This window comes from Amycolatopsis sp. TRM77291, from assembly GCF_054166285.1.
Window position 1 is genome coordinate 7,999,736 of the sequence record NZ_JBSZHF010000001.1, and the last position, 12,951, is coordinate 8,012,686.

9 protein-coding genes are annotated in these 12,951 nt (G+C 70.3%); 4 read left to right on the forward strand and 5 right to left on the reverse strand.

The window, feature by feature from the left end; translation table 11 throughout:
- Window positions 1-30: 30 nt before the first annotated feature.
- Window positions 31-975, reverse strand: a complete 945-nt coding sequence (locus ACXIZN_RS37510) for an o-succinylbenzoate synthase (RefSeq protein ID WP_457959574.1) — start codon at window positions 973-975, stop codon at window positions 31-33.
- Between the two features lie 66 nt (window positions 976-1,041).
- Between ACXIZN_RS37510 and ACXIZN_RS37515 the strand changes: the two genes are divergently transcribed.
- On the forward strand, window positions 1,042-3,855 hold the full coding sequence (locus ACXIZN_RS37515; RefSeq protein WP_457959575.1) for a BTAD domain-containing putative transcriptional regulator: 2,814 nt from the start codon (window positions 1,042-1,044) through the stop codon (window positions 3,853-3,855).
- 115 nt (window positions 3,856-3,970) lie between these two features.
- Here the strand turns inward: ACXIZN_RS37515 and ACXIZN_RS37520 are convergent, their stop codons facing one another.
- The 3 genes from ACXIZN_RS37520 to ACXIZN_RS37530 form a co-directional block, all read right to left on the reverse strand.
- On the reverse strand, window positions 3,971-4,786 hold the full coding sequence (locus ACXIZN_RS37520) for a DUF72 domain-containing protein (RefSeq protein WP_457959576.1): 816 nt from the start codon (window positions 4,784-4,786) through the stop codon (window positions 3,971-3,973).
- Between the two features lie 52 nt (window positions 4,787-4,838).
- Complete coding sequence (locus tag ACXIZN_RS37525) at window positions 4,839-5,594, reverse strand: DUF4253 domain-containing protein (protein WP_457959577.1); 756 nt, start codon at window positions 5,592-5,594, stop codon at window positions 4,839-4,841.
- Between the two features lie 264 nt (window positions 5,595-5,858).
- Window positions 5,859-7,505 (reverse strand): DNA repair helicase XPB, encoded by a 1,647-nt coding sequence (locus ACXIZN_RS37530; protein WP_457959578.1) that lies wholly within the window; start codon window positions 7,503-7,505, stop codon window positions 5,859-5,861.
- 85 nt (window positions 7,506-7,590) lie between these two features.
- On the opposite strand from ACXIZN_RS37530, the gene ACXIZN_RS37535 reads away from it, so the two are divergent.
- On the forward strand, window positions 7,591-8,223 hold the full coding sequence (locus tag ACXIZN_RS37535) for an LppU/SCO3897 family protein (RefSeq protein ID WP_457959579.1): 633 nt from the start codon (window positions 7,591-7,593) through the stop codon (window positions 8,221-8,223).
- Here ACXIZN_RS37535 and ACXIZN_RS37540 read toward each other — a convergent pair.
- Window positions 8,220-9,179 (reverse strand): ABC transporter substrate-binding protein, encoded by a 960-nt coding sequence (locus ACXIZN_RS37540; RefSeq protein WP_457959580.1) that lies wholly within the window; start codon window positions 9,177-9,179, stop codon window positions 8,220-8,222. The genes ACXIZN_RS37535 and ACXIZN_RS37540 overlap by 4 nt on opposite strands.
- A 191-nt stretch (window positions 9,180-9,370) precedes the next feature.
- Here ACXIZN_RS37540 and ACXIZN_RS37545 point away from each other — a divergent pair, with 191 nt between their 5' ends.
- Window positions 9,371-12,055, forward strand: coding sequence for a sensor histidine kinase (locus ACXIZN_RS37545; RefSeq protein WP_457959581.1), 2,685 nt, complete (start codon window positions 9,371-9,373; stop codon window positions 12,053-12,055).
- Between the two features lie 16 nt (window positions 12,056-12,071).
- A complete protein-coding gene (locus ACXIZN_RS37550) occupies window positions 12,072-12,749 on the forward strand; it encodes a copper homeostasis protein CutC (protein ID WP_457959582.1) in 678 nt (225 codons plus the stop codon).
- Window positions 12,750-12,951: the final 202 nt, after the last annotated feature.

A 12,951-nucleotide genomic window follows, 5' to 3' on the forward strand; every position in this document is an offset into this window, starting at 1 on the left:
TCCTCGCGAAATTCGCGAGGAACGACGCGTTCATGGCGTCGGAAGATGGGTGCGGACGCGGGTGAGGCGGGCTTCCCAGGCCGCCCGGACTTCCGGGCCGGCGGCGTGTGCGGCGAACAGGTCGGGTGCGGGCGCCTGAAGCGGTACCGGCAGTCGACCGTCCACAGGGGACAGTGAGTCGCCGCAGACGTCCCCCGTCAGCAAGGACATCGTGCCGAGCCCGCAGGCGAAGTCCAATGTGGGCAGTGCGCCCGCGAGGGCCAGCCCGGCGGCGAGACCGACGCTCGTCTCGACGGCGGACGAGACCACGCACGGCAGCCCGCACGCCTCGGCGACCTCCAGCGCGCGCCGGACCCCGCCCAGCGGCGCGACCTTCAGCACGGCGACGTCGGCCGCCCCCGCCACGGCCACCTTGAGCGGATCCTCCGCCCGGCGGATGGACTCGTCCGCGGCGATCCGCACCCCGACCCGGCGCCGGACGTCGGCGAGTTCCTCGATCGACGGGCACGGCTGTTCGACGTATTCGAGTCCGCCCGCCGCTCGATCCAGTTCGCCGATGGCCTTGACCGCGGTGTCCACGTCCCAGGCCATGTTCGCGTCGACACGGACCGCGCCCCGCGGGCCCAGCGCGGACCGCACGGCCTCCACCCGGGCGCAGTCCTCGGCGAGACTCACCCGCGGGTCGGCGACCTTCACCTTCGCCGTGCGGCATCCCGACGCGGACACGAGTTCGTACGCCTTGTCCGGGGACACCACCGGGACGGTCGCGTTCACCTCGACGCTCTCCCGTACCGGCGACGGCCAGCCGCGTTCGCTCGCCTCCAGCGCGGACGCCAGCCACGGCGCGCTCTCGGCGTCGGAGTAGTCGGAGAACGGGCAGAATTCGCCCCAGCCCGCTTCGCCGCGGATCAGCAGTCCTTCACGGACGGTGATGCCGCGGAACCGCGTGCGCAGGGGGATCGCGTAGACGTCCATCGGCACCGATCATGCCACCGCGGGAATCACGTGCCGTTTGTCCGGGTTCCGGACAGAATGAGCGACGTGGCACTCGACTTTCGCGTGCTGGGGCCCACGGAGGTCACGGCGGACGGGCTGCCGGTGCCCTTGGGCGGCAGCAGGCCGCTCATCGTGCTGGCAGGCCTGTTGCTGCGCGCGAACACGGTGGTGCCGGTCGAGGAACTGGGCCGCTGGCTGTGGCCGGACGACCAGCGGCGGTCGAAGGGAGCACTGCAGACCTACGTCCTGCGGGTCCGGCGCGCCCTCGGCGACGAGGTCGCCATCCGCACCGAACGCGGCGGCTACCTGCTCGAACTCGACGAGAAGCTGCTCGACCTCGCCCGGTTCCGGTCACTCGCCGCGACCGGGACGGAGGCCGCGCGGGACGGTGACCTGCGCGTGGCCGCGGACCGGTTCGCCGCCGCGCTGGCCGAGTGGCGTGGCCCGGCGTTGCAGAACGTCCACTCCGAAGCGCTGCTTCGGGACGAAGCCGACCAGCTGGGCGAAGAGCGGTTACGCGTGCGCGAGCAGTGGGCCGACGCGCTCATCGCCCTCGGCGAGCACGCCAGCGTCGTCCCCGAGCTGACCAGGTTGTGCCGCGAGCACCCGCTGCGGGAGCGGCTGCACGAACAGCTGATGATCGCGCTCTACCGCTCCGGCAGGCAGGCCGAGGCGCTGGACGTCTACCGCCGGATCGGCGCGGTGCTCGCCGAAGAACTCGGCCTCGACCCCGGCGCGTCGCTGCGGCGGGCGCACCAGGCCATCCTCACCGGTGAAGAGTCCGTCGAGACCACATTGGACTCCGGACTGACGCGGTACCGGCTCGGCGCCGAACCGTTGATCCCCCGTCAGCTCCCCGCCGACCTGCGGGTGTTCTCCGGCCGTCAACGCGACCTCAAGGCGTTGCACGGCCTCGTCCCGGAGGCGCTGGACACCGAGCGATCGACGCCCATCGCGTCGATCGAGGGGATGGGCGGTATCGGCAAGACGACCCTCGCCGTCCACTTCGCGCACGAGGTCGGGGACCGCTTCCCCGGCGGGCAGGTGTACCTCAACCTGCGCGGTTACGGCCCCGGTGAGCCGGTCGAAGCCGCCGCCGCGCTCGAAACCATGCTCGTTTCCGTCGGCGTCCCCGCCGACCGGATCCCCGCCGGCGTCGACGGGCGCGCGGCCACCTGGCGCACCCACAGCGCCGGCCGCCGGATGCTGATCCTGCTCGACAACGCGGGGAGCACCGAGCAGATCAGGCCGTTGCTGCCCGGCCCCGGCTGCCTGGTGCTGGTGACCAGCCGATGGCAGCTGCGGGCACTCGTCGCGACCCACGGCGCGCGGCGCGTCGCGCTGGAGGAACTGCCGGACGAGGACGCGATCGCGCTCCTCGCGTCGACGATCGGGCTGGACCGGGTCGCCGAAGATCCCGATGCCACCGAACGATTCGTCCGGTACTGCGGCGGGCTGCCGCTGGCCATCCGGATTCTCGCGGTGCGGGCGGCGCAGTTCCCGGACCTCGGGTTGCGGGAGTTCGTCCGGCTGCTGGAAGCCGAACAGGACCGGCTGGGCTCGTTCGACCTCGCCGACGGCGACGAGACGAACATCCGGGCCGTCTTCTCGTACTCGTACCGGGCGCTCGACGAACGCGCCGCACGCCTGCTGAGGCTGCTCGGCCTGCCCACCGGCGGTGACTTCAGCCTGCCCGCGGCCGCGGCGGTGGCCGGGATCGACATCGCCGAAGCGCAAGAGGATCTGGCGAAACTCGCGTCCGCGCACCTGATCGCGCGGTCCAAACCCGGCCGCTACCAGTTCCACGACCTGATCCGCGCGTACGCGGCCGAGCTGTCGGCGAAGATCGACGGGCCCGGAGCGCGGACGGCCGTGCTCGACAGGCTGCTCCACGCGTCGCTGGCCTCGGCGTTGAACGCGTCGAGGCTCCTGCGCCCGGAACGGCACTACCGGCTCGTCGAACCCGAGCGGTTCGACGGCGACGGCCTCAGGTTCGGGCATTACGAGCAGGCGCTCGACTGGTTCGACGAGGAGGCGGGAAACCTCATCGCCGCGGTGAACGTCGCGTACCGGGAGCGGCGGTACCGGGAGTGCTGGCAGCTGGCGTGGCTGCTGCAGTCGTACTTCATCGTGCGGGCACGGCTGGAGGACTGGCGTTCGGTGTTCGGGGTGGCGCTCCGCGCCGCTCGCGACCTGGGGGATCGCTCCGGCGAGGCCGCCATCCTCAGCGGGCTCGGCGTGGCCTGCGGGGTCGCCCGCCAGTACGACGACAGCATCGCCTACCTGAAGCAGGTCGTCGAACTGCAACGCCAGGTCGGAGACCGGCAGGGCGAGGCGCGGGCCCTCTACAACCTCACGCTGGCCAGCCAGGATCCCGAAACCGGTTGGGAATACGGGACACGGGCGTTGCGGCTCATCCGGGAGAGCAACGTCGGCGCCGGCATGGAGGCCAGCGCGCTGCAGGCCCTCGGCGACATCTGCACTCAGGCGGGCCGCTTCCAGCAGGCACTCGACTTCGCCGACCAGGCCCTGGCGCTGGAGGCGCACGCGCTCCCCGACGAAGCCCGCTTCACCCTGCACACCAAGGGGACCGCGCTGGTCGGGCTCGGCCGCGGCGACGAGGGCATCGCCTGTATGCGGCGCGCCGTCGAGATGTTCTTCGCCCACGGCGAGCTCTACGAGGCGGCCGACGTGCTGGCCCAGCTCGGCGGAATCCATCTGCGGCTCGGTGATCCCTCGTCGGCGCGGGAATGCTGGCTGCGTTCGGTCCGGGTGCTGACCGAGCTTTCGCATCCCGACGCCGAAGACGTCCGGACCAAGCTGGCCTCGCTCGTCGGCGAAGCGGCCAAGGCGGAGTGAGGCACGGGCGCCCGGCGTGCCGACCCCCAGTCGCAGCACGCGAGTACGCCCGTGCCCGCACACGTCACCTAACAGGACACCGCTCACTGCGCGCTGACTGTGCAGCGTGCGCGGGTCAAGCCAGCATTTTCGCGAGGGTGATCGCGTTCTTCGGCGCCTCGACCTTGACGTCGTTGTCGAAGTAGACGTACGTGTCGCGGCCCCAGCTTTCGATTTTCCGGGCCCACTTCTTCAAGGCCTTGTCGCTGTACCCGCTGACGTACAGCTCCTCGTCGCCGTGCAGGCGGACGTACGCGAAGTCGTCGCTCGTCATCTCGTCGACGAACGGGAACTTGCCCGCGGTGTCGGCGACCACGAGGGCGATGCCGTGTTTCCGGAACAGTTCGAGGCTTTCGGGCCCGGCGAAACTCGGATGCCGGACTTCGACGGCGTGCCGGAGCTTCCGGCAAGGCTTCGGATCGGTGTGCGGCTCGGCCTTCAGCTTGTCGTCGTGCTTGCCCGCGAGCTTGGCGGCGGCGTCACTGGTGCGCGGCAGCAGCTTGAAGAACGCCTCGACGCGCTCGGCGTCGAACGCCAGCCGCGGCGGCAGCTGCCAGAGGAACGGCCCCAGTTTCCGGCCGAGCGCCAGCACGCCGGACGCGAAGAAGTTCGCCAGCGGCGCCTCGACGTCACGCAGCTGCTTCATATGCGTGATGAAGCGGCCGCCCTTGACGGCGAAGACGAAGTCGTCCGGTGTCTCCTCGGCCCACGTCCGGTACCGCTCGGGACGCTGCAGCGAGTAGAACGAACCGTTGATCTCGGCCGAGTTCATCCGGGACGACAGGTATTCCAGCTCGCGCCGCTGCACCAGGCCGCGGGGGTAGAAATCCCCGCGCCACGGTGGGTAGCGCCAGCCCGAAGTGCCGATCCTCAGCTCCGCGACGTCGATCACCGCCTTCCCGTGTCGCCCTGATTCCCCCTCTCCGGCCGGTGCAAACGCCCGCTCACGCCCACGAGAACCGCCACCTGCGGGTCTGGACCAGGCTGGAGGCGAACTCGCGGAGATTGCCCGGCTGACCGGCGAACGAGGGCAGGCAGAACGCCCGGTGCTCGGCGGCGACGGTGAGCGCGCGGCCCTGGGTGCGCGGCGGCGCGGCCACCGACAGCTCCATCGAGTCGAAGCCCAGCACCGTGAGCGTGGCGCCGAAACGGTCTTCCCAGCTGCGCAGGACGGCGGACAGCTCGTGGACCTGGTCGGTCGCCTTGATCATGCCCGTCCAGCCGAGGATCGCCGGGATGTCGGCCGGCCGCTCCGTCTGCACCAGCGCCAGCCGATGCGGCCCGCGCGCGGCCAGGATCGATCCGGTGTTGCCGGCCTCGGCCAGCGGATCCGCCCGGCGCGACGGACGACGGGCGAGCCCGGGGAACTTCGCGCCGAACGGGCGCAGGCAGGCGCCGTCGCAGCACGACGTGTCCCACCAGCGGGCCAGCACCTCGGCCGGATCCACCGAGGCGATCCGGTGGTCGGCGGGGGCGAGCCTGCCGCGGTCGTCGATCCAGTCCTCGCCGTTGGCGGCGAAGCGCTGGTCGTGCGGGATCAGCACCGGCCACAGACCGGAGCGGTCGAACTCGGCGACGCAGCCGGTGTAGCGCTCCGGCCTGGCCAGCGGCAGATCCGAAACCCAGATCCGGCCGTGCCACCGGCCGGGCGGCAGGGTCTGGACGGGCGGCGTACCCGGACGGAACGGTGCGATCGTCATGGCTTCCCCTCGAACTGGTGTTCGGTCGACTCTACCCGAACACTAGTTCGAAGCACCGACAGTTTTCGATACCCCGTTTGCGGGATCTCGCTATGGTCGCCTCACGCGTCTCTGGAGTCACAGGGGCACCAGGACCGCGAGTGGTAGCAAAGGTCCCTTGCTCTCTTTTCGCAGGTCAAGCGGCGATCGGATGTCCCGAAGGGCACCTTTGGGACGCTGAACGTCTCAAAGGTGACCTTCGGGACACCGCGGCCCAGCGGGCCCCTACAACGGGCGCAGCAGGTCGTCCGCGTCCACGATCCGGTACGCGTAACCCTGCTCCGCCAGGAACCGCTGCCGGTGCGCCGCGTACTCCGTGTCGACGGTGTCCCGCGAGACGACCGAGTAGAAATGCGCCTGCCGTCCGTCGCCCTTGGGCCGCAGCAGCCGTCCGAGCCGCTGCGCCTCCTCCTGCCGCGAGCCGAACGTCCCGGAGATCTGGATGGCGACCGACGCCTCCGGCAGGTCGATCGAGAAGTTCGCGACCTTCGAAACGACCAGCGTCCTGATCTCACCGCGCCGGAACGCGTCGAACAGTTCCTCGCGTTCCTTGTTCCGTGTCGCGCCCTGGATCACCGGGGCGTCGAGTTCGTCGCCGATCATCTCCAGCTGGTCGAGGTAGGCCCCGATGACCAGCGTCGGCTCGCCGGGATGCCGGTCGACCAGCGATTTGATCACCTTGGTCTTGGTGTCCGCGGTCGCCGCCAGCTTGTACCGCTCCTCGGCCTCGGCCGTCGCGTACGCGAGCCTCTCGGCGTCCGTCAGCGTCACCCGGACCTCGGTGCATTCCGCCGGCGCGATCCAGCCCTGCGCCTCGATGTCGCGCCACGGGACGTCATATCGCTTCGGGCCGATCAGCGAGAACACATCGCCCTCGCGCCCGTCCTCGCGCACCAGGGTCGCGGTCAGCCCGAGCCGCCGCCGCGACTGCAGGTCGGCGGTCATCCGGAACACCGGCGCGGGCAGCAGGTGGACCTCGTCGTAGACGACCAGGCCCCAGTCCCGCGAATCGAACAGGTCCAGATGCTTGTACTCGCCCTTGGTCTTGCGCGTGACCACCTGGTACGTGGCGATGGTGACCGGCCGGATCTCCTTCTTCTCCCCGGAGTACTCGCCGATCTCCTCCTCGGTGAGCGAGGTCCGCGCGACCAGCTCCCGCTTCCACTGCCGTCCGGCGACGGTGTTCGTCACCAGGATCAGCGTCGTCGCCTTCGCGTGCGCCATGGCGGCGGCGCCGACCAGGGTCTTGCCCGCGCCGCACGGCAGGACGACGACGCCGGATCCGCCGGCCCAGAACGCCTCGGCGGCCTTGCGCTGGTAGTCGCGCAGCTCCCAGTCGACCTCGGCGAGGTCGATCGGGTGCGCCTCGCCGTCGACATAGCCCGCGAGGTCCTCCGCGGGCCAGCCGACCTTCAGCAGCGCCTGCTTCAGCCGTCCGCGTTCGGACGGGTGCACGATGACGGTGTCCTCGTCGATCCGCGCGCCCAGCATCGGGCTGATCTTCTTGTGCCGGAGGATCTCCTCCAGCACCGCGCGGTCGATGGTCGACATCACCAGGCCGTGCGCCGGGTGGTTGGCGATCTGGAGCCGGCCGAACCGGCCCATCGTGTCCACGATGTCGATGAGCAGCGGCTGCGGCACGGGGAAGCGCGAGTACGTCGTCAGCGCGTCGACGACCTGTTCGGCGTCGTGGCCGGCGGCGCGGGCGTTCCACAACGCCAGCGGCGTGATCCGGTAGGTGTGGACGTGCTCGGGCGCGCGTTCCAGTTCGGCGAACGGCGCGATGGCGATCCGCGCGTCGTCGGCCTGGCTGTTGTCGACCTCGAGGAGCACGGTCTTGTCGGATTGGACGATCAGCGGGCCATCGGTCACATCCTCCTTTATACGTTCCGGCCACACCGACTCCCGTCGCGGCACCGCTGGTGGAAGGATGTGCGGAAGGTGACTGGAGGGGACCTTGACGACTACACCGACCGGCGGGATGCCCGAGTACGACCCGTTCAACGCGCCGGCGCCGCTGCCGTCGATGCCGGAGGCGGTACCGCCGACACCGTTCCCCAAACCGCCGCCGCTGAGTGTGCTGGCCAAGGCCTCGATCGTGCTGGGCGTCGTCGTCGCGCTGGGCCTGGGGAGCCTGTTCGCCTTCGCCGTCTCGCGGTCGAGCGGCTTCACGAAGGTCGAGGCGGGCAAATGCCTGTACCTGACCGACGAGGCGGGTGGCAACCAGAGCTACACGACGGCCAGCTGCTCGTCGGATCGCGCGACGTTCCGGGTCGACGAGGTGCGGACGGGCTCGTCGGACTGCCGTAGCGCCGACTACATCCAGTTCGAGCTGTACGGGGGTTCGTCGAGCAAGAGGGCGGAAAAGACGCTCTGTCTCGCGCTGAACGTCGAAAGCGGGGACTGCCTGCGCGACGTCGTGCACGAGACGCGGATCGCGAAGGTCCGCTGCAGTGACATCAGCGCGGAGGCGCGCGCGACGGTGATGCGGGGATCGGAGGCCGCCTGCATGCCGGAGGACACCGAACTGCGCTACACCGGGCCGCCCGTGCGCACCGTGTGCCTGCGGCCGACCGGCGAGAACATTTAGGGCCGCGCCACCATCGACTGCACGTCGAGCCGCGCGCCGAGCATGCCCGAGTTGTGCATCAGGTCGGCCACGCGTTGCAGCCGGATGCCGTTGAGGGACACCGGATACGTCCCGAGCGAGATCAGCGAAGCCGTCGTCCGGTCGATGTCGGAGAACGACGGCAGCGCGTCGCGCACGACGGCGGGATCGGCCGCCCGCACCTGCGCTTCGCCGAGCACCTTGCGGAAGACCGCGAGCGTGCGGGCGTTGGCCTGCCCGAAGGCTCCCGTCGAAACATAGGACGACATGGGGAAGTCCAGCGTCGCGCCACGGGCGCCGTCGGCGAGGATGCTCGCCCCGAGTTCCTTCTCGGCCCTGGTGATGTACGGCTCGACCATCCACGCGGCGTCGGCCTCGCCCGCCTGCAACGCCTGGGGCATCCGGTCGAACGGGTGCTGCTTGAACTGGATGCGGGTCGCGTCGACGCCCGCGGTCGCCAGTACCGATCGGGCCGCCAGCACGCCGACGTCGTCGAGCATGTTCACCGCGATCTTCGGTGACTTCTTCAGCGTCGGCTCGGTGTAGTCGGAGCCGGGGAGTGTGACGAGCGCCATGGTGTTGCGGCCGGCGGTGTACGCCTCGCCCTGCAACTGGAGAGCCGTCCCGGCCGCGGCGGCACGGAAGATCGACACGTCGCTGGCGAACGCCAGGTCGACCTCGCCCGCCGAGAGCTTGCCGATCGCCTGGTCGGCGGGAACTTCGACGAGGGTCACGGAAAGGCCGGCGGCGGTGAACCTCCCTTCGGCGACGGCGACCCGCAACGGCGCCGTGTCGATGGGGCTCCCGACGCCGATACGCAGTTCCGTCCGTTCGAGTGGCGCGTCGGTGCTTGCGTCACCACCGGAAAACACTCCGCAACCGGCGGTCGCCAGCAGTGCCGCTACCAGCGGAATCGCCAAGACGCGCATCTTCGTCACCGCTCACCTACCGAGAGAATGTGCTCCTCCTTCTGGATCGTATGGTCCGCGCCCCATACGATCGCCTGCGGGAGGCGCCCGACGGCGCGGCTTTCGATCGTTCCCGAACCTTGTTACTCTACAGTAGGTTCGGGCTCTCGTCCCCGATGTCAGCCATGGGAAAGGGTCCCGTGGTGGGAAAAGGAAACCAGGTGGCCCGTCGCGACAAGCGTCCCCGTGGGGGCGACGCGGCGGAACGGCATCCTCGTGTCGGCGGACGCTGGCGGCTGCGGAACTGGCACCTGCGTACCAAACTCTTCGTGGTACTCCTGATTCCCGCCCTCGCGGTGGTCGCCCTCGTCGGGCTCCGGGTCAACTCGGATCTGCGGGACGCGCGGCAGCTGGCCGAATTCGCCACCCGCGGCCGCGTCGACAGCACCGTCGCCGAGGCCGTGCACCAGCTCCAGCGCGAACGAGACCTCACCGTCCGGTTCGTCGCCGGTGACCGCAAGGGCGACCTTTCCGAACTGACCGAGCAGCGTAAGCGCGTCGACGAGGCCATCGGCACGTTCGACCGCACGCTCGGCGAGAGCAAGAGCAGGCTCGGCGGCAACACCGCGATCAGCCTGCAGCAGACCAGCGACCGGCTGCGCGTGCTGACCGGGCTCCGGTTTTCCGCGGAACACTCCGCTTTTCCCGCCGACGCGGTGCTGCGTTCCTACAGCGACCTGATCTCCGGCCTGCTCGACATCAGCGATTCCACCGCCGCCGACGTCTCCGACCCGGATCTGGGGAAGCTCCGCCTCGCGGGCAACGCGCTCGCGCGGGTCAAGGACCAGATGTCGGTCAAACGCGCGATCATGGCGGCCGCGCTCGCGGAGGGCGGCCTCAACCGGGACCGGACCCGCGCGCTGCTCGGCGCGGAGGCCGAACTCGCCGCCGCCCGCAACGACTACCGCACGTTCGCGACCCCCGAGCAGCAGCGGATGTACGACGACACGGTCATCGGCCTGATCGTCGACATCGGCAACGACATGGTCGAGTCGGCGCTCATCCGCGCGGAGAACGATCAGGGCCTCGGCGGGCTGGACCCGAACCAGTGGGACACCTCGGCCACGTACACGGTGAATTTGGCCCACCAGGTGCAGCAAGCGCTGCTCGTCCAGCTTCAGGAACGCACCGACGCCCTCGCGGCACGGGCGAGGACGTCCGCGATCTGGGACGGCGGCATCGTGCTCGCCGTGCTGGTCGTCGCCGGGGTGCTCTCGGTGATCATCGCGCGTTCGCTGTTGCGGCCGCTGAGGATCCTGCGCCGCAGCGCGCTCCACGTCGCCGAGCATCAGCTTCCGGCGGCCGTCGAAGGACTGCTGAGCGATCCCGAGCCGCAGCCGGAAAACCTGCGGCGGCGGTTGGCCGTCGCCCCGGTCCCGGTGTTCAGCCGCGAGGAACTCGGCCAGGTGGCGCGCGCGTTCGACGCGGTGCACGGCGAGGCCGTCCGGCTCGCCGGGGAACAGGCGATGCTGCGGGAGAACATCAACGCGATGTTCGTGAACCTGTCGCAGCGAAGCCAGGATCTCGTCGAACGGCAGCTGTCCGTGCTGGACCGCATGGAGGCCGACGAACAGGATCCCGACACGCTCGCCGGGCTCTTCGAACTCGACCACCTCGCGACCCGGATGCGCCGCAACAGCGAGAACCTGCTGGTGCTGTCCGGAACCGACGTCGTCCGCGAGGACGGCGGCGCCGTCGTCGCCGACGAGATCATCGGCGCCGCGCTCTCGGAGGTCGAGCACTACCAGCGGATCGAACTCGGCCCGGCGCCGCGGATCGCGGTGCGCGGCGAGGCCGTCAACGACCTCGTGCACGTGGTCTCGGAGCTGCTGGAGAACGCGACCCGCTATTCGGACCAGAGCACGATGGTGCAGGTCGAAGGGCACGAGACCGGCCGCGGGGAATGGCAGATCGAGATCACCGACCACGGCGCCGGGATGCCGCAGGCCGAGATCGACCGGACCAACGCGCGGCTGGCGAATCCGCCGGACGTCGACGTCGAGGTCTCCCGGCGGATGGGGCTGTTCGTGGTCGCGACGCTGGCGATCCGGCACCATATCGACGTCCGGCTCCGGTCCGCCGACGGCGGCGGGATCACCGCGGAGGTCGTCGTACCCGCCGAGCTCATCGTCGAAGCGCCCCGGCCCGCGCCGCTACCGGAACCGGTGCCCGTCACCGTCGTCGCCCCGGAGCCGGAACCCGAGCCGCCGCTGGAAGTCCCGCCGCTGCCCGAGCCGGAAGAGAGCGCCGAGGAGTCGCGGTTCGCGCCGGTGCTGGACCCCGGCCCGCTGCGGCGCGCTCCCGTCGTCGAGCGCGAGACCCAGCCGGAATGGCCGTCTTCGGACGACGACGCCGCCAACCATCTCGAAGTGGACGCGCCGACCGAGCGGATGCCCAAGTACCAGAGCGTGCTTTCGCAGTGGTTCGACCACGGAGGCCCGCGCGAAGGGCCTTCGCCCGCGGAGCCCGGCCCGCCTTCCTTGCCTTCGTTCGAGCCGGTCAAGAACACCGTGCCCGAGGAACCCGAGCCGGATCCGGACGAGCCGACCGAGCCGACGCTGAAGCCGGTGGAGCCGAAGGCTCCGGTGCCGGAAGAAAAGGAACCGGAACCGGCGTGGCCGACGCCCGCCGAACTGGAACAGGAGGACGGGGCGGAGGAGACCTGGCCGGTGCTGCCCGCCGTCGTTCCCGAGGCCCGGTCGCAGGACGACAGGCCGGAGAAGCCGCGAGGGGAGAGGCCGATACTCTCACTTTCCCCCGAAGCGGTCCGCGAACGGATGACCAGCCTGCAAGGCGGATTCCGGCGCGGTCGCCACGCCAGGGGTGACGACAACCCCTCGGCATAAGCGAATTGGAAGGTCCATGAGTTCGAAAACCGGCCTGCTGGAAGTGATCGCGCTGACCGCGGCGGACGCGGAGCGCGCGCAGGAGGGCGGGGCCGATCGCCTCGAACTGGTCAGCGACATGGCCAGCGACGGTCTCACGCCGTCGGTCGAGACGCTGCGCGACGTGCTCGGTGCCACCGATCTCCCGGTGCGGGTCATGCTGCGCGACAACATGTCCTTCGCCGCCGGCGACCTCGACGGGCTGCGTGCGGACACGGTGCGCCTGATCGACGCGGGCGCGCGGGAGTTCGTCTTCGGTTTCCTGGACCTGGAAAGCGAAATCGACGTCGAAGCCTGCGAGACCCTGGTCAAGGAACTCGACGGGCTGCCGTGGACCTTCCACCGCGCCATCGACCGCGCGCGGGATCCGTTGCGCGCCTACGACCAGCTGATCGCCCTCGGCTGCGACACGGTGCTCGCGGCCGGGCATCCGCACGGCGTCGCGCACGGGCTTTCGGTGCTGCAGCGGCTCGCCCGGCGTGAGGACGGGCCCCGGCTGCTGGTCGGCGGCGGCCTCCGGGCACAGCAGGTGCACCTGCTGCGAGCGGGCGGGGTCGGCGCCTTCCACGTGGGCAGCGCGGTCCGGCCGGGCGGCTGGGAGTCCGATGTGGACGTCGCCGCCGTTCGCGAGTGGGCGGCGCTGGTCAAGGAGTAGGCCCCACCGCGTTCGCATGTCGTGAAGGCCTCCTTGCCTACCTTCAAGGTAGGGAAGGAGGCCTTCACGGACTTGGCTCGCTTTGACCGCACCGGTTTCCTCGCGCGTGCGACTACCACGTTAAGAGGACGAAATGCGGGCGTTCGCCGTACGCGGGGGGTCAGGTCCAGACCACAGACGGTGATCCGAGGTTGCATCTTCA

Excerpts from the sequence above, each read along its gene's own strand:
- ACXIZN_RS37550 (WP_457959582.1), top strand. The coding sequence starts at position 12,072 with ATGAGTTCGAAAACCGGCCTGCTGGAAGTGATCGCGCTGACCGCGGCG.
- ACXIZN_RS37525 (WP_457959577.1), bottom strand. The coding sequence starts at position 5,594 with ATGACGATCGCACCGTTCCGTCCGGGTACGCCGCCCGTCCAGACCCTG.
- ACXIZN_RS37510 (WP_457959574.1), bottom strand. The coding sequence starts at position 975 with ATGGACGTCTACGCGATCCCCCTGCGCACGCGGTTCCGCGGCATCACC.